18 protein-coding genes are annotated in these 17859 nt (G+C 44.5%); 3 read left to right on the forward strand and 15 right to left on the reverse strand.

Annotation, left to right across the window (positions count from 1 at the left end; translation table 11 throughout):
• Positions 1 to 5: 5 nt before the first annotated feature.
• The 10 genes from ACJ751_RS03855 to ACJ751_RS03900 all read right to left on the reverse strand — a co-directional run bounded on the left by ACJ751_RS03855 (position 6) and on the right by ACJ751_RS03900 (position 10664).
• The gene (locus tag ACJ751_RS03855) at positions 6 to 1034 is read right to left on the reverse strand and encodes a Smr/MutS family protein (protein ID WP_407744054.1); all 1029 of its coding nucleotides are present in this window, start codon (positions 1032 to 1034) and stop codon (positions 6 to 8) included.
• Positions 1035 to 1171: 137 nt separating this feature from the next.
• Positions 1172 to 1873: a hypothetical protein gene (locus tag ACJ751_RS03860; RefSeq protein WP_407744055.1), complete on the reverse strand. Its 702-nt coding sequence runs from the start codon at positions 1871 to 1873 to the stop codon at positions 1172 to 1174.
• A complete protein-coding gene (locus ACJ751_RS03865; RefSeq protein ID WP_407744056.1) occupies positions 1839 to 3608 on the reverse strand; it encodes an APC family permease in 1770 nt (589 codons plus the stop codon). Before ACJ751_RS03865 ends, ACJ751_RS03860 begins: the two co-directional genes overlap by 35 nt.
• Positions 3609 to 3738: 130 nt before the next feature.
• Positions 3739 to 4704: a polyprenyl synthetase family protein gene (locus tag ACJ751_RS03870; protein ID WP_407744057.1), complete on the reverse strand. Its 966-nt coding sequence runs from the start codon at positions 4702 to 4704 to the stop codon at positions 3739 to 3741.
• Between the two features lie 196 nt (positions 4705 to 4900).
• Positions 4901 to 6988, reverse strand: a complete 2088-nt coding sequence (gene rnr / locus ACJ751_RS03875) for a ribonuclease R (RefSeq protein ID WP_407744058.1) — start codon at positions 6986 to 6988, stop codon at positions 4901 to 4903.
• Between the two features lie 9 nt (positions 6989 to 6997).
• Entirely contained in the window at positions 6998 to 8074 is a 1077-nt protein-coding gene (gene lpxK / locus ACJ751_RS03880; RefSeq protein ID WP_407744059.1) for a tetraacyldisaccharide 4'-kinase, read from the reverse strand.
• Entirely contained in the window at positions 8064 to 8633 is a 570-nt protein-coding gene (locus ACJ751_RS03885) for a 5-formyltetrahydrofolate cyclo-ligase (RefSeq protein ID WP_407744060.1), read from the reverse strand. Before ACJ751_RS03885 ends, lpxK begins: the two co-directional genes overlap by 11 nt.
• Positions 8630 to 9259, reverse strand: a complete 630-nt coding sequence (bioD, locus tag ACJ751_RS03890; RefSeq protein WP_407744061.1) for a dethiobiotin synthase — start codon at positions 9257 to 9259, stop codon at positions 8630 to 8632. Before bioD ends, ACJ751_RS03885 begins: the two co-directional genes overlap by 4 nt.
• A gap of 17 nt (positions 9260 to 9276) precedes the next feature.
• A complete protein-coding gene (locus tag ACJ751_RS03895; RefSeq protein WP_407744062.1) occupies positions 9277 to 9822 on the reverse strand; it encodes an RsmD family RNA methyltransferase in 546 nt (181 codons plus the stop codon).
• Positions 9813 to 10664: a DUF3822 family protein gene (locus tag ACJ751_RS03900; RefSeq protein ID WP_407744063.1), complete on the reverse strand. Its 852-nt coding sequence runs from the start codon at positions 10662 to 10664 to the stop codon at positions 9813 to 9815. Before ACJ751_RS03900 ends, ACJ751_RS03895 begins: the two co-directional genes overlap by 10 nt.
• Positions 10665 to 10779: 115 nt before the next feature.
• Between ACJ751_RS03900 and ACJ751_RS03905 the strand changes: the two genes are divergently transcribed.
• Positions 10780 to 12138, forward strand: a complete 1359-nt coding sequence (locus ACJ751_RS03905) for an MATE family efflux transporter (protein WP_407744064.1) — start codon at positions 10780 to 10782, stop codon at positions 12136 to 12138.
• Here the strand turns inward: ACJ751_RS03905 and ACJ751_RS03910 are convergent, their stop codons facing one another.
• The 5 genes from ACJ751_RS03910 to ACJ751_RS03930 all read right to left on the reverse strand — a co-directional run bounded on the left by ACJ751_RS03910 (position 12139) and on the right by ACJ751_RS03930 (position 16645).
• A complete protein-coding gene (locus ACJ751_RS03910) occupies positions 12139 to 12900 on the reverse strand; it encodes a tetratricopeptide repeat protein (protein WP_407744065.1) in 762 nt (253 codons plus the stop codon).
• Complete coding sequence (locus ACJ751_RS03915) at positions 12893 to 13252, reverse strand: dihydroneopterin aldolase (RefSeq protein ID WP_407744066.1); 360 nt, start codon at positions 13250 to 13252, stop codon at positions 12893 to 12895. The genes ACJ751_RS03910 and ACJ751_RS03915 overlap by 8 nt, the downstream gene beginning before the upstream one ends.
• Positions 13253 to 13401: 149 nt before the next feature.
• On the reverse strand, positions 13402 to 14340 hold the full coding sequence (gene trxB, locus ACJ751_RS03920; protein WP_407744067.1) for a thioredoxin-disulfide reductase: 939 nt from the start codon (positions 14338 to 14340) through the stop codon (positions 13402 to 13404).
• 340 nt (positions 14341 to 14680) lie between these two features.
• On the reverse strand, positions 14681 to 15571 hold the full coding sequence (locus ACJ751_RS03925; RefSeq protein WP_407744068.1) for a DUF4249 family protein: 891 nt from the start codon (positions 15569 to 15571) through the stop codon (positions 14681 to 14683).
• 216 nt (positions 15572 to 15787) lie between these two features.
• Positions 15788 to 16645 carry an RNA polymerase sigma factor RpoD/SigA gene (locus ACJ751_RS03930; RefSeq protein WP_014217201.1) on the reverse strand — a complete coding sequence of 286 codons (858 nt, stop codon included), beginning with the start codon at positions 16643 to 16645 and terminating at the stop codon, positions 15788 to 15790.
• Between the two features lie 476 nt (positions 16646 to 17121).
• Here ACJ751_RS03930 and ACJ751_RS03935 point away from each other — a divergent pair, with 476 nt between their 5' ends.
• A complete protein-coding gene (locus tag ACJ751_RS03935) occupies positions 17122 to 17454 on the forward strand; it encodes a BlaI/MecI/CopY family transcriptional regulator (protein WP_407744070.1) in 333 nt (110 codons plus the stop codon).
• Positions 17451 to 17859 (forward strand): hypothetical protein (locus tag ACJ751_RS03940; protein ID WP_407744069.1); only part of this gene is annotated, 409 nt, incomplete at its 3' end. The genes ACJ751_RS03935 and ACJ751_RS03940, both read left to right, overlap by 4 nt.

The following is a 17859-nucleotide window of genomic DNA, read 5'->3' on the forward strand; positions in this document are numbered from 1 at the left end:
TTTAATTAATACCCAAAATATATTTCTGTGGCGCCATAACCATAGGCGGGATGGTAACGGTTGGCAAAGCTCTTTACTTCTTTGCGCAACTTAATCATTTCATGAATTTCATCGCGCAACTTGCCTGTGCCTACCCCATGAATTACGATCATCCAGGGAATGTGATGCGCTATGGCCAGATCGAAATACTTTTCAAAGGTCTTTAACTGAAGGCTTAATATCTCCAGGTTGCTCATCGATTCCCAGGCTGGTGTAAGCGCTTCTATATGCAGATCGAGCTCCGTTTTTGCCGGCTCCAGGTGTTGACGAACTTTCGAGGCATCGTATATTTTGAACCCGGCTTTTGCCAGGCCTGCGAGATCGAGCCCTGCTGGTTTGTCTTCGTATGGCCGGGGCGGATACTCATCGAATAATTTATATGAGAAGGTAGCCTCTCCTTTCTTGCGTACTTCTTCGATTTTTGCGAATACCTGTTTTGGCTTCAGCTTAAGGTTAGACTCATAATAATCAGCCTTGAGTTTAAGTGGTGCAACCAGTGAAAACTCAAAACCAAAAACCGGACTGTCATTCAGATTTTCGAACGGCACATCGTGCAGGTAAAAATCTTCAAACGCACGGATAGAATTTACCAGTTCAAAATCCTCGTTGCCTAAATAACTCAGTTTATAGGTGAATTTATAATCCAGTTCAGTTCTGTTTACCAGGTGAACTTTTAGTTCGGTTACAATATCATCGCCAAATTCGTCATTCACGCTTATCGGAATAAAGGTGAGCCATACCCCATCTACCACCCGCTGGGTGATCTTTTTCTTTTCGCGCGGCACGTCATCAATAAATTGCTTTTCTTTTTTGGGGGTGAATAGCTTCTTCTCGGTAAAACGCTTGAAATATGGAAAATCCAGCTGATCTACATAAGCGGGAAATTTAACGCCACGTACTTCTACCATCACCATTTTGTCGTTAATGATGTCTATCACTTCCCCCTCTTCATTCGTTTGATTCACTACCACCTTATCGCCAACCTCAAATTTCATGGGTAATAATTTAATTGGTGCTTTTTTATATATAAGCATGCAAAGGTACGAAAACAGGCTTCCTTTTTAGGTCTTTTCCAGGATCAGACCTTCCTGACAGTCGTTTTTAGACTGCGCTTACCATTTTCTGCCCGTTTTTAGGCTTTCAGCTTACCCTCGATCACCTCCAGCTCCTGCGCCATATTCTCCCTGGCCCGGGCCTCATACCGGTCACGAAAAACAGGGGTTTGAAAGAGGTGTTCAGCCTGCAGACAGTGCTGCAAAAACTGTTTCCGGCCGGGATAATATATTTTATCGGGATAGATGCGGTATTCGCGGCGAACCTGGTGGGTATAGGCTTCATACGCCGCCCAATCGGCCCCTAAGATCGACATATCAAAATCAAGGAATAACTGCAGATCGCCCGTATGGGTTACTGACGCCGTAATAGCGTGGGTTTGCGTGGCCTCGATGTAGAGTTTAACCTGTTCTGTTTTTTCGGGTGGAACCGTTAATGCCTGTAGGCGTTTCACTGCGATCTGCGCACTGCGGGGCTCGTTATCTTTTCGCAGCACGTTATAAATAATATCGTGGTAAAATACCGCGAAAGCTACTACCTCCGCATCTTTCAATTGACCGGCATAGCTTTCGCAAAAAGCCAGTAATGCCTGTATGTGCTGCAGATTGTGGTAATGCCGGCGGGAGCTGGTATACTTTCTTTCTATCTCATTAAAGAACCGGTCAATTAATTCGTGGTCGCTACAATACCGGCCTGCCAGTTGCTCCCATACGGCGCGGAGATTATCCGGCGTCTTACGATTATGCTCAGGATTTAGCGAGCTTGCTTTTTTTGTAACCATAAAAAATATAAATGATCAGCCCCAGCAACAGCCAGCCTAAAAACCAGGCCCAGTTGCTTTTTGTCATACCGGTTAGCAGGTATAAACAGGTGGTTACGCCCATGAGGGGGATTAAAGAATATTTTTTAACCAGGGTAACTATTCCAAGTACAATGGCAGACAACCAGAAAATGATCAATGAGATCTTCGGTACGGCCATGTCCATAAAACTTACTTTATTCTTTACGTAATCAGCGTCGGCGGAGAAATCGAAATTGAACATGTCTGAAAAATAACCGGGCGCCCACACGCCCAGGATCACAAACGCAGCCACTATCAGCAATGGAAAAATAAACTGAGCATTTATATGCGGCATATTAAAGCGGCCGGCCTCTTTTTCTTTTCGGGGTATTAGCAACACGCCACCGCAAACGAGCACAAAGGCAAACAGGGTGGCAATACTGGTAAAATCCAGTACAAATGTTTTATCGGTAAATAAAATAGGAACACCTACTACCATGCCCGTAAGAATAGTGGCAAAGGAAGGCGTTTGGTATTTTTTGTGAATGGTTTGAAATACGGGCGGCAATAAACCATCGCGGCTCATGCTCATCCAAATACGTGGCTGTCCCATTTGAAACACCAGCAACACACTGGTCATAGCGATCACTGCGCATACAGATACCAGCAATTGCATCCAGCCTACGTTCTTTACTTCAAAGATCTTGGCGAGCGGATCACCCACGTTTTCAAATTGTCTGTAGTTTACAACACCGGTCAACACCAGGGCCAGTAAAATATACACAACAGTACAGATCACCAGCGAGTAGGTCATGCCGCGGGGCAGATCGCGCTGGGGATTCTTACTTTCTTCAGCCAGCACACTTACCGCATCAAAGCCAATATAGGCAAAGAATACTCCCGATACCGCCGCCATCACGCCACCAAAACCATTCGGCATAAATGCTTTTGTACCGGCATCATTTACAGGAAACCAATTGGCCGGATCGATATAATACGCACCTACAATAATAACTAATGCTACAACCGCCAGCTTCAGCATCACCATAGCGTTGCTGAAATTCCTTGACTCTTTTATCCCCACATACACCAGTGTAGTGATCAACACATTGATGATCAGAGCTGGCAGATCGAAAATAATTCTCAGCGAACCCAGTACTGGACTGTTATTCCATGCACTTATTAATTCTGCATTGGCCTGGTTCTTTATAAACTCCAATTGCCCTGCAGCTGTTTGAGCACTATAGTTAAGAAATGCTTTCTTCGCTTCCTGGTAACTGCAGCTAAGGTAATCGGGAATATGCACATTTATTTTGTGCAGAAAGGAAGTAAAGTAATCGCTCCAGGAAAACGCCACATAAATATTCCCAATGGAGTATTCCATGATGAGCGCCCAGCCAATGATCCAGGCAAATAATTCACCAAAGGAGGCGTATGCATATGTATAAGCGCTTCCGGCTACCGGAATGCGGCTGGCAAATTCTGAATAACAAAATGCAGTGAACGCGCAGGCAATACCGCAGATAATAAACAACACTACTACGCCGGGACCGCCTTTAAAACAGGCATCGCCCAAACTGCTGAAGCTACCAGCTCCTATAATGGCTGCAATACCAAAAAAGGTAAGATCGCGTACCGTCAACACCCGCTTTAACCCTGAAGCCCCATGCCCATCATCGCTTCCTTCTTTTAAGATCGACTCAATTTTTTTTGTGCGAAACAATGATTTAGACATGCAGTACTGGGTTTTTAGGCGGGAAAATTACTAAAAATACCTAATGATTGTTAGTATATCAATAGTTTCTAATAGAATGAAGTAAGAAGTTCGCGCTTTTCTTACTTCGTACTTCAGCCTCAAAAATATTCTAATGTTCTCTTTGTACTAAAAAATGCGCTAACTCACGCATAGGTTCCTTGCGGGAAGTTAAAACCGCCATTTCTTCCAGGTGCTCAAAGGCTTCGGTAATGTATTTTTCCTTGAGACCGGCCGCCCATTTGTTTACCCCGCAATCATCAAAAACCGATAATACGCGGGCCACTTTATCTTCAGGGTTCTCCTGCATCAGGCGTTTTAATTCTTTTAACTGGGCGGGGTTAGCCGATTCCAGCGCCTTGATCATTAAGAAGGTTTTTTTATTGGACATGATATCGCCGCCGGGTTGTTTACCAAACTTTGCGGGATCGCCATACGCATCCAGGTAATCGTCCTGTATCTGAAATGCAATACCCAGGTTACGGCCAAAAGCATAAATGTGTTCCTGGTTGGCTTGTCCGGCCCCGCCTAAAATAGCGCCTAAGCGCAGGCTCGCAGCCAGCAATACGGAGGTCTTTAATTCAATCATGCGGATGTATTCATCCATTTTTACCACTTCCTGTTTTTCAAAATCCATATCCATCTGCTGTCCTTCGCATACTTCTTTGGCAGTTTGATTAAAAAGGTGAATAACCTTGTGCAGGTAATCATTGCTTACTTTGTTCAGGTAATCGTAGGCCACAATAAGCATCACATCACCCGAAAGCAAAGCGGTAGACTCTCCATACTTTGCATGCACGGTAGGCTGGTTGCGGCGCAGTGGCGCCTTATCCATAATGTCGTCGTGAATGAGGGTGAAGTTGTGAAACAATTCGATGGCTGCGGCTACCGGCCACGCATCTTTACTGATCTCATCGAACAATTCATTGCCCATTAAACACATCACCGGGCGTACACGTTTGCCACCCAGGCTTAAAAAATATTCATCAGCATCGTATAATGTAGCGGGCTCTTTCGGAAAGTGTCGAACATTGAAATACTCAGAGAATTGCCTGGATAATATTTCGAAGCTTTGCATATACTTTGTTAGAATACGGTTTTTTATCGGCAGTCGGCAATCGTGAATCGGCAAACGTGAAACGTGAAAGGGTTCGCGACAAGGTAACAGTCCTCACTATTTTCATCTCGCACTCACTTCATCCTTCGCCCTTTATCAACCCTATCAACTTGCCATCTCGTTAACTTGTCAACTCGTTAACTGGTCAACTGGTCAACTATTTCTTTCCTCCCTTCTTCTTAGCCGGAATATATTTACTCCTGGAAGGAGCTGGTTTCTTTTCTGTGGGTCGCTTCGTTTCCTCACTACTTCCCTGACTTCCCTGAGTTCCCTGACTTCCTTTCAATCCCGAAGCAATAACCCATTCATAATCGAGCTGCCGTTTGGTTAAATTGGCCGCTACAACTTTTATGCGCACTTTATCGCCCATCGCAAACTTGCGGCCGCTGCGCAAACCAACCAGGCTGTAATCGCTTTCCACATGTCGAAAATCATCGTAGTCCAGTAAACTGTTGATGCTTACCAAACCTTCGCACTTGTGCTCAATAGTTTCAACCCAGAAACCAAAAGCGGCTACGCCACTGATCACACCTTCAAATTCCTCACCGAGGAATTCTTTCATGTATTCTACCTGCTTGTATTTATTGGCAGCGCGTTCTGCTTCCATGGCCGAACGTTCTTTCTCACTGCAATGTCTGCATTTCTGCTCCAGCTTTTTATCAGGCTCAACATTTTCCTTCAACACATCGTGCAGGATGCGGTGCACCAGTACATCGGGGTAACGGCGTATAGGTGAGGTAAAATGACAGTAGTGTTTAAACCCTAAGCCATAGTGACCAATATTTTCCGTGGTATAAATGGCTTTGGCCATGGTGCGGATACCCAGTTGTTCCAGCACATGTTGTTCGGGTTTACCCTGAACATCCTGTAACATCTGGTTAAACGAAGCGGCAATGCCTTCGGGTGTTTTGGTGTCGAAAGTATGTCCGTACTTTTTGGCAAACTCAACAAACGGCATCAGCTTCATTTCATCGGGCGTATCGTGCACGCGGTATGGAAAGGGCAGATCTTTTTTATTCACCTTTACCTTACCTACATTTTCCGCTACAATACGGTTGGCCAACAGCATGAACTCTTCGATCAGCTGGTGCGCTTCCTTGCTTTCTTTTACCATGATGCCGATAGGTTTACCGGTTTCATCGAGCTTGAAGCGTACTTCCTGCGAAGAGAAATTAATAGCGCCTTTAGTAAAGCGTTTGGCCCGGAACTGCTGGGCGAGTTTGTTCAATAACAATATTTCGCCCTGGTACAGGCCTTCCCCTTTTTCAATGATCTCCTGCACTTCTTCATACGTAAACCGGTGATCACTATGGATAACCGTTTTACCCAGCCAGTATTGACTTACTTCACCGGATTCGGTTATTTGAAAAATGGCCGAGAAGGTCAGTTTATCTTCATGCGGACGTAAAGAACACAGTTCATTCGAGATGCGTTCGGGCAACATCGGCGCTACGCGATCGGGCAAATACACGGAGGTAGCACGATCGTACGCTTCTTTGTCCAACGCCGTATCAGGTTCTACAAAATGGCTTACATCGGCAATGTGCACGCCAATTTCGTACATCCCGTTCTTGAGCATACGAATACTCAGCGCATCATCAAAGTCCCGGGCGTCTACCGGGTCAATGGTGAAGGTGAGCACATCGCGCACATCTTTTCTTAGCTTGATCTCGTCGGGCGAGATCGTATCGGGGATCCTTTCTGCTTCTTCAATTACATTTTCCGGGAAAAATAAAGGGAACCCGTTTTCCATCAGGATCTCCTTCATGGCCATATCGCCTTCGTTACCGGCTTCCATTATCTGTATAACGGCGCCTACGGGCTTCTTCTGTTTCTCCCATTCTGTAATGCGAACAATTACGCGGTCGCCGTCTTTGGCGCCATTCAATGCCGATTCAGGGATGAAGAAATCAGGCATGGGCTTTTCGGTATCTGCAGTAAAGAACGCAGCCGATTTGCCTATTTCTATTTTACCAAGGAACTCCATTTGTTTGCGCTGCAAAACATCAACGATCGCTCCCTGCTGACGGCCGCTTTTTTTAGCGGAGCTGCTTAATACGCGTACCCGTACGGTATCGCCGTGCAGGGCAGTATTAAAATCTGCCGGGCGCACGAGTATATCATTTGGAAGATTATCGACAATTACATACCCGATGCCTGACCGGGTAATATCTAAAACACCTTTCAGGGTGTGTTGCGAGGAAGCGTCTTTCTTCTTTTTCTTCTTAGCTTGTTTCCTGCTCATTCAATCATTTTAATTCGTGATACTGAAATCAGTAATGAATTTACTGATAATATCAGTAAACTGATGCCCCTCATTAAAAAGGAATTGGATCTCAATGGGAATTACATATATGGGGTAATCTTGCAAGGTTTGTCCAAATTTTATGAGGCGAACGGCATCCTTTTCAGTAGTAAGTATAATTTTGTTTTCTGTATGGATGTTTTTAAACCGTTTTACGATCTCATTCCAATCGTCGATACGAAATATGTGGTGGTCGCCGTATAATATCTCGTAATAGGTTTTTGTAGCATCCTGTAAATATTTTTTCAATGGCAACGGATTGGCAATCCCGCTTACCAGCAACACTTCGGTAGCTGTATTCAGCGATATTTCTTTTTTGCTGATAATGTGGTAAGGCAATCCATATCGTATAGTGGTAAAGAACAACTGCTGGTGTGGCAGCGGTTTTATTTCCTGTTTAAACGCCAGCTTTTCTTCAGCCGACAACACCGCCGGGCATTTGGTGACCACAATCACATCAGCCCGTTTGTACGACCGCCGTTCATCGCGCAGGTCGCCGGTAGGCAGCACCCAGTCGCGGGTAAACAGGTTATCGTAATTGGTTAATACAATATTCAAGCCTGCTTTAATAGCGCGGTGCTGAAAAGCATCGTCGAGAATGACCACTTTTGTATTAGGCCTGTCGTGCAGTAATTGCGGAATGGCCACGATCCTTTCTTCCCCCACGGCAACGCTTACATCGGGAAATTTTTGATGAAACTGCATGGGTTCATCGCCAATATCGAGGGCTGTGGTAGTTGAACCAGCCAGTGCATAACCTTTGGTGCGGCGTTTATACCCCCGGCTCAAAATGGCCACTTCCATATTGGTGTGCAAGTATTTTACGATCCATTCTACCATGGGACTTTTACCAGTGCCGCCCACTGACAGGTTTCCGATGCAGACTATTGGCAGGTTAAAACCGGTTGACCGAAGTATCTTTTTGTCGTACAATAGGTTACGTAACCATATTGCAGCACCATATACCAGGGAAAAAGGGAACAACAATATGCGGAAAGGGCGCAGCAACGGAGCATTAAAATTCATATATACGATGCGGTGTAATGCAAAGGTTTAAAGGTACATCAAATTCGTCGATGTCCTCAATGTATTCTACCGCGTCGAAAAATGAGAAACCGATCTTAATGGCATCCGGCCGGCATTGCGCCAGGTACCGGTCGTAATAGCCTTTACCGTAGCCAACCCGATACCCGCGTTCATCAAAAGCTACCAGGGGAACAAAGAGCAGATCGAGATTTTGGGGCGGAATAACAACGCCGCCAATGGGTTCCAGTATATTGAATTTGTTTTTTATAAAAAGTCCGTCTTTTTCAACCAGCACAGCTTCCATATCAAGCAGGTCAATATGAATTTTGGGCCAGCCCACCCGCATGATCAGGTTCTGTTCTTTGAGAATTTCTTCACAAACCGACACGTCAAATTCATGGCGGTTTATCAATGGATGATACGATAACAAATAATTAATCGATGGAAGTTCCAGTTTTCTGAAGTTGGAAGCGATCAATGCGGTTTTTTGTTGCAGCTCATCTTCCGGCAGGTTCATCCTGCGCTGTAAAAATTCTTTTCTAACGGTATTTTTTATCATAATAATTCTTTCAGTTGCTTTGAAATAGCAGCTGCCTGAGAGTTGATAAATGACCCGTTTACGTGGTCAGAATAGGGAATTGATGCTATCCTGGGAAAGTTGCTCCATTGTACTATCTCATCTTCATAATCGAGGTATTGGTCGTTAAAAACCCAGCCAATTACCGGTATTTGCATCTCGCGGCACACCCGCGCGGTTAACAATGAATGGTTTATGCTGCCAAGGTAATTACGACTAACCAGGATTACTTTAGCGCCCAGCGCTTTGATCAGATCTGCTACAAAGGTAGTATTATTTAGCGGAACCAATAATCCCCCTGCCCCTTCTATAAGCAAGGGACGGTTTATATTGGGAATTCGCTTGCAAATATGTTGAATATCAATGGTTATGCCTTCCTCGCGGGCAGCAATATGTGGCGATGCGGGTTTGGTGAGCCGGTATACTTCGGGGTGTATAACCGAACCGCTTTCCTGTAGCCACTGCGATACCCATTCACTATCTGTGCCGTCTTCAAAACCGGCCTGCACCGGTTTCCAGTAATCGGCGTTCAATGCTTTGGCCAGGATGGCTGATACAAAAGTTTTACCTATACCGGTACCAATGCCCGTTACAAAGATTTTCTCCATGTTTTAGACTCGAGCTTTTATGCTTCCTTATTCACAAAAATACTGAAGATGGTAGTTCCATAATTGCGGGCAGTAACGAACAAGGGAAACTTTTCGTAATTATTACGCGGGGTATGTTCCAGCACAAACCAGCCGCCGGGTTGCAGCAGTTGTTTTTCTACAATCAGTTTCGGCAGGTCATCGATGGCGCCCAATGCATAGGGCGGACCGGCAAAAATAAAGTTGAATTTGCTGGTGCACTGGCCAATGAATTTGAAGACATCCATCTTCACCACGTTGAAGCTTTCCAGTTGTAAGGCGGCTGCTGTTTTTTTAATAAACTCGTACATCGCAGGATCCTTCTCTACAATGGTACAGGCGAATGCGCCACGTGATTTGAGCTCGTAGCTGATGCTGCCGGTTCCACCAAACAGATCGAGTGTATGTAAGGTAGTTATATCAAGATTGTTCTCGATGATATTGAAAAGTCCTTCCTTGGCAATATCCGTGGTAGGCCTGGTATGCGGCATATTACCTGGCGGATTAATTCTTCTTCCTCCCAGATCCCCTCCTATTATACGCATAATGCCATTTTCAAAAGCGGTGAAAAGTAATGGGTTGGAAATGCTGCAAATGCCTGATCCAGCTTAATGGTATCGGGCATGCGGTCCCACTGAACCTGTAAGAAATATTTCAGCAGTTCCTGGTACAGGCGCGATTGCTCATCGAGCAAACCGGAAACGATCAGATTTACTTTATCCTGACTAATATTAAACTTGTTGCAAATGCCCAGCAGGTAGTACGATACATCGTCGGGTGTTTGGTAGGTATAGGATTGTATCAGTTGTATTTGTTCGCCATTATAAACAGCTACCAAAAACTGATCGGCCCGCATTACCATTTTTATTACCTGCTCACCCGCCGAAGGCTGCGTTTGCTGATCGTACAACATCAGCGTATAATAGTGCCAGTAGTTACCGCTGGAGAATTTCCGTTGCAGCAGGGCATGTATTTCGCGGGGCACCCGGTAAATATTGTACATTTTATAGCCAATCACTTTTTCGCTCAACAACAATCCCTTCCTGGCATTTCCGTATAAGATCTCTGTTACCGGCTGGTTCAGTTCAATATGAAAAACCTTTTCCGGTAAAAAGTTACTGTCGGTGTAATTGTAAATGATAAAGGCTTCTTTATACTGCGATTGCAACCATTCGTCGTTGGTTACAATTTCCAGCAGGTTTTCCAGCATGGTTTTGCCGGGGGTATAATCGAGGTTGTACTGTCTGAGCCCTATAAAACGACGTTGCTCTTTGTTGTAAATAACAAAGCTGAACATTTTCTCCCCCACTTCAATCAACAGCTGACTGTTTCGAAGCTCTTCAGGATCCCTCATTTCAGGAACAATATCAAAGTTTGCCTTTAGCATAGTTATCAAAAGCTGCAATGTTACTAAAAAAGTTCCAAGCCACAAGATACAAGGTACCCGCCTGCGCTAAAGCTTCGGCGGGCAAAGCAAGAAATCTTACCTTTGCTGCCCTTTTATGAGCACCTTATCTAAAAATACAGCATTCCAGGTACAACTCACCACCCGGCAGATCATTAAAATGGCGGCACCAATAAGCGTCTCCATTTTGATACCACAAATCAATTTTGTTACCAATAATATTTTTTTAGGGCATTATAGCAAGGGGGCGCTGGCCATTGCGGGGCTTACAGGTGTGTATTACCTTGTTTTTTCTGCCATTGGCTATGGATTGAACAATGGCCTGCAGGCGCTGATTGCCCGCCGGGCCGGTGAAAACAGACCGGAAGAAATTGGCAAACTGTTCAGCCAGGCTGTATTTATAGGGCTTTCAACGTCTTTGCTGGGCATATTGCTCACCTATATGGTCACTCCGCACCTGTTCAGTCTTTTCATTAAGGAACCCGGGCGCCTGCAACAGGCTGTTTCTTTTTGCAAGATCCGCATCTGGGGCCTTCCGTTTTTATACGTTTATCAAATGCGCAATGCCCTGCTGGTGGGCACCAACCAAAGCAAATACCTGGTGGGCGGCGCCCTGGCCGAAGCGGTTACCAATATCCTGCTCGATTACCTGCTGATATTTGGTCATGGCGGTTTTGCCGAAATGGGGTTGAACGGCGCGGCTGTTTCATCCATCGTTGCCGAATTCACCGGGCTGCTGGTGGTTTACCTGGTGATCTGGAAAAAAGGCATCAGCAACCAATTACATTTATTTAAAAATTTCCGCTGGGACGGGTACAACGCCCGGCTTATCTTTTCCATGTCGGCTCCGCTGATCTTTCAGCATGGCATCAGTTTGCTGAGCTGGGAATATTTCTTTCTGCTTATCGATTCGCATGGAGAGATTGCTTTGGCCGTTTCCAATACCATGCGAAACATTCTGGGTCTGGCGGGTATTGTGATCTGGGCTTTTGGTTCCACTACCAATGCCATGACAGGCAATATTATTGGCCAGGGTAAACAGGAATTGGTTTGGCCCTTGATTAAAAAAATGCTCAGGCTGAGCCTGGGTTCGGCCATTGTAATAGCCATCTTTCTCAATTTGTTTCCTGGATTGTTATTCTCCGTATATGGCCAGTCGGGCGAGTTTGTGGCCCAGGCCATACCAGTGGTGCGGGTAATGTCGGCAGCTATTTTAATGATGTCGATCGCCGTGGTATTCCTGAATGCGGTTATCGGTTCGGGCAATACCCGGATTTCCATGATGGCTGAAATTTTCGCCATTGTATTCTACTGCGTATACATTTACCTCACATTAGATAAATTCTTTTTATCAATAACCTTTGGCTGGATGAGTGAGTGGCTGTACTGGACCTGTTTGTTCCTGCCCTCCTTTTTGTATATGCGCAGCGGTAAGTGGAAGAATAAGGTGATTTAATTACTTATAATCTTCCAAAAGCTTTTTGCCTTTGGCTTTTATGTAGTTGTCTTCGCTCATTTTAACCGGCATTTTGAGCATGGTGTCCAGCAGTTCCACCGCCTTTTTATCGTTGTCTTTACGGTGGTATGATTTGGCCAGTTCGAGGTAGTTCAATAAGAAGGCGGGATTTAACTGGCGGCTTTTTTCATAATACTTTATGGCGTCATCGAGACTGGCTTTGGGCAGTGCTTCATAAGCCACTTTTACCAGCCATTTTTCTACGGAGTTCAGGTCGCTTACTTCATAATTCCATTTGGCCAGCACATGATAGGCTTTGTAATTATTGGGATCGAGCTGAACGCCTTTTTCTGAATAGGTTTTTACGTCTTTTACTGCTTTTATCTTGTCATCGCCTGAGGAGATAAGCGCCATACGGCCCATGGCCAGGGCCATTACCACATTGGCATCGGAACTATTGGCGTTTACCGCCAGGGCTTTTTGCGCATACACGCGGGCGTTCCGGTAGTATTCTTTTTGTTTATCTTTTGCTCCCTGGTGTTTTCCTAAAATGCTGTACAGTTCACTGATCTTAATTAGGGCAGTTAAATTATTGGGTTGAGAGCGAACTAATTCGAGGTACTTTTGCAGGGCTTCGGGTTCTTTAAATGCGCTTTCAAGCTGTTGTGCATCCTTCAACAGTCCATTGATATCCTGTGCATTGTTTTCAAATGGCAGGATCAACAAAAGCAACAATCCTATTGTACTTCCTATTTTACCCATCAAATTTCTTAAGTAAGGTAACGCCTAATTTTCCCTGGAAATTTTCTACCGGGGCATCTAATTTATAGATTGAAATACTGATCTCTGTACTAAATGGATATTGGTGCCTGATCTTACGTATTATGCTATCCGCCACCTTTTCTAAAAGACCTGTCGGTATCCGCATCCGTTGCTTTACAATATCGAGAATTTCAACGTAATTGATCGTATTTTTTAAATCATCAAATGTGCTGTCGCCCTCTTCATACCCTACCCGCACATTTACTTCATATTCACTGCCGGTTAGTTTCTCTCCCTCATAAACGCCATGGAATGCACGAAGCCTAACCTGATTTAATTCAATAACAACCATAAATTTATTTTGTTTTGCTAAAACAGTGCCACAAAATACGCAAAACGCTGAACGCTTAACGCCTGGTTCCCGATTGGTAAACCTTGCGTCAAGTGCTCAGCGTGCTGCTATTCCAGATCTTACATCTGTATTGTGTTAAGCGTTAAGCGTTAAACCAGCCCTTTGGCTGATAAATAGCGTTCCGCATCCAGGGCGGCCATACAACCACTTCCTGCGGCGGTAACTGCCTGGCGGTATATTTTATCCTGCACATCGCCGGCGGCAAAAACACCCTCAATATTGGTTTTTGACGTGCCGGGAACCGTTTTCAGATAGCCGGCCTCATCCATATCGAGCCAGCCTTTAAAGATGTCGCTATTGGGCTGGTGGCCAATGGCTACAAAAAAGCCGCTGATGGGAATGGTTTGTAACTCACCGGTCTTTACATTTTTAACCCGAACCGATTCTACCTTGTTCTCACCCAGTATTTCGTCGGTGTTTGTATTCCAGTAAACCTTGATGTTTGGTGTACGTTGTACCCGTTCCTGCATTACTTTGGAAGCGCGCATTTCTTCGCGGCGAATGAACATGTGCACGGTAGCGCATAATTTCGACAAATACAGGGCTTCTTCAGCTGCTGTATCGCCGGCGCCTACAATGGCCACTTCCTTTCCGCGGAAAAAGAAGCCATCGCACACGGCACAAGCACTTACGCCAAATCCGTTCAGGCGTTGTTCGCTCTCCAAACCAAGCCATTTGGCTGAAGCACCGGTGGCAATGATCACCGAATCTGCTTCTACCAGTTTCTCTTCGTCGATCCAAACTTTGAAAGGCGGTGCTGAAAAATCAACTTTTGTAGCCAGGCCAAATCGAATGTCGGCGCCCATCCGGGCCGCCTGTTTTTCAAAATGAACCATCATTTCGGGGCCCTGTACGCCATCGGGGTAACCGGGGTAGTTTTCTACTTCTGTAGTGATGGTTAACTGACCACCCGGTTGAATACCCTGGTATAAAACCGGTTTCATGTTTGCTCTGGCTGCATAAACAGCGGCGGTATACCCTGCCGGGCCGCTACCAATTATCAGGCAATGTATTTTTTCACTTTCCATAATGCTATAATTCTCTCTTATTCTAAAGAAAAGTTGACAAATTTAATTGAAAATGAGTTACGAAAATGATAAAGAGGGAAGGGTCTGGATAACAGGTTGATAAGAGTTGATCAGTTGACCAGTTGACGAGTTAACAAGTTAACGAGTTGACGAGTTGATGAGGTAGAAGACGTTTAGGAGAATAAAGAAGCAAGTTGATTGGGAGATAGGGTTGAAAGAGCGAAGGATGAAGTGAGTGCGAGATGAAACTAGTGAGGACTCTTATCTCGTCGCGAACCCTTTCACGTTTCACGTTTGCCGTTTCACGATTCGGCCCCTTTTATGACGCCGGGGCAGCTCCTTATTGAGGTATCACAAGAGATTTATACTGCACCGCATACCCGCCGAAATAACCTAAACCGCCACCCTGGATGTTGCTGATAATTTTGCTGGGCGCGGCAAACGGGTTGCCGATATTGGTATAGCTGTATTCCATGGTGCGCCAGAAGTCGAAGGTGGATTTATCTATATTACAATATTTTATCACTATGGAATCACCATGCTCAAAAAAGGCATAGTTCTCCAGGTTATACTGTTTGTTCCGGTCTACCCCCTGTTCAATCTGCATATTATAAGTGGCACCATCGGTCAACTGGTCGTCATATACCGAGTTTAACCCGGGCAAAAACGGCCAGCCATCTACCGAAGTGTAATAGCGGGTATAATTACCAAGACCCGGTGGATCGATAAACCGCCCCATCAGGATCACTTTTTTTGGATTGGGATTGTTAGGCGCATCTTCCCACCACAGCGAATCAATTTTTTTGTTGATCAATGGAATGGTGGTAGCAGCGGTATATTCTTTTGCATCGGTTTTTACAGTGAGAGCGTATTGCTTACCCAACTCCCCGGTAATGGCCGTGTTTAAATTTGAAGAATCGGTGGTGTAATAATAAAGAGTGTAGCCGCCGGTTACCGGAACTTTGATCTCTTTTAACCGGTGGATTTTGGTGCCGTTCGAAATGGTTACTTCGGCATTATGAACGAAGGAACTCGCGAGTAATTCGGTACTGATCTGGTTGAAATAATTAAGGCTTTGCGATAAAACAACTACCGGCCCCTTACCATTTTCAATAGAAGCCTCCACAACCAGTTCAGGCTCCGTTTGGTTGGGCTTGAAGTTGATTGTTTTTTCGCAGGAAGAAATGAACGTCCCCAGTACTATGGCTACTAACCCTATGCGCATTCTCATTGTACTCTCACTGGCATTCAAATAATGATCCAGATATAAAGTTACGGTTAAGGAAAACAAGAATAAGGAAAGACACAAGAATAAAAATTAAAAATTCATAATATCTGAGCTTTGTTGAAAGCTCAGAATTTGAAGCCTTGTGCCCTGCCCCCTGAGAACTAAAAAAACCCCGGAGGCAGTACGCCAACCGGGGTTCGTTTCTTTATAGTACTTATACTAACCTAAATATGCTTTCAATGCATTGCTATACCGGGCTTTTTGTAAACGCTTGATAGCTCTTTCCTTGATCTGGCGGATACGCTCTTTTGTAAGGTCGTATTTTTGCCCGATCTGCTCAATGGTAACACCATTTTCGCCATCGAGGCCAAAGTAAGCATTTACGATCTCGGCTTCGCGTGGACTAAGAGATTTCAATACGCGGCGGATCTCGTTACGTAATGAATCTTTCATTACATCGTCATCCGTATCATCGCCACCTTCCAGTAAATCACCCATGGCCACGTCTTCAGCTTCGTGTACCGGAGCATCGAGCGAGGTATGACGGGTATTGCTTTGGAAAATGTTGTTGATCTCGGTTTCACTCATTTCGAGCAGCTCGGCTAACTCTTCGGTACTTGGCTCCCGCTCATGTTCCTGTTCAAAAGCCATGTACGCTTTATTAGCCTTGTTATAGGTGCCAATTTTGTTTTGAGGCAGGCGGACTAATCTACCCTGCTCTGCCAACGCTTGTAAAATGGACTGGCGGATCCACCATACGGCGTATGAGATGAATTTAAAACCCTTGGTTTCATCGAAACGTTGGGCGGCTTTTATCAAACCGAGGTTGCCCTCGTTGATCAGATCGCTAAGAGAAAGACCCTGGTGCTGATACTGCTTAGCAACAGATACCACAAAACGCAAGTTGGCCTGCACTAATTTATCCAATGCCTTTTGATCACCCATCTTGATCCGCTGGGCGAGTACTGTCTCCTCTTCAGGAGTGATCATCGGAATTTTAGAAATTTCCTGAAGATACTTTTCTACTGCCTGCGAATCACGATTCGTAATCTGGGTTGCAATTTTGAGCTGTCTCATATCTACTTATCTACTTTAATAAAAATGACTTTTATCGTCGATATTAAATCGCCTTTCTTGTTTATTTGTTTAAGGGTACTATACTAACATTTGCAAGACTGACTATGTTCAGGGGAGGTTGCAAGTCAGGTGCTAATTACGTGTTAATCCATCCGGTACTGTCTGCAAAAGTAACACTCAATCTTCAAACCTCATAGCTTTTGTGGAAAAATCGGAGCTATATTATACAATAATTGATTAATAATTAGTCACGAATACATATTTATTCTTATTGCAAATCCCATAAACGCCCGTTGCAGCTGATTTTTTTCTAATAATTAGTATCAAATTCCAGTCCGACGTAACCTGTTAATAAAATAATTTGTAAAAAATAAGAGTAAATACCATTCAACTAACAAATTAGTTATACATTTGTTTCAACTAAAAGGTTAGTTATAATGAAATCCCTTACAAAAGCTGAAGAACAGGTAATGCAAATGCTCTGGGAATTAAATCAGGGTTTTTTAAAAGATATCATGGATAAAATGCCCGAGCCCAAACCGCATTCAAACACCGTAGCTACCATACTTAAAATATTGATCGAGAAAGGTTTCGTGAACTATGAAGTACAGGGTCGCAACAACCTGTACAAGCCGGCGGTAAGCAAAACAGAGTATGGTAAAAAAAGCATTAATCAACTGGTAAAAGGATATTTTGAAGGTTCGCCAGCCAAATTACTCTCGCATTTCGTGAACGAAAACAAATTGAGCCAGGAGGACCTGGAAGCTCTGCTGCAACAAATTAAAAACGCCAAAAACCAAGATCAATGACCTTTTTACTGTACCTGGGAAAAGTAATGCTGTGCTCCGGCATTCTGCTCGGCTATTACTGGCTTTTTTTACGCAACAAACGGTTTCACCATTATAACCGGTTCTACCTGCTTGCTACCCTGTTGTTCTCAATTTTACTGCCTTTGATTAAAATACCGGTGCTTTACCATTCGCAAAGCCCTGTAAATAAGGCAGTATATCAAACAGTGGAAGTGCTTACCGTTGATCATGGGGAAAATGACGTACCGGATGCCGGCCCCAGCTTGATGGCCCGCCTGTTGACCCTGGAAAATTTGATTTACTTGTTATATGCAGTGGGCATTGCGGCCCTCCTTTACATGCTCTTCAAATCGCTGTTGTATATCAGGCGCATTTCTAATCAATATCCCTTTGAACGTATTAACG

Origin of the sequence: Niastella sp., from assembly GCF_045805085.1 — a bacterium.
Taxonomy (GTDB): domain Bacteria; phylum Bacteroidota; class Bacteroidia; order Chitinophagales; family Chitinophagaceae; genus Niastella.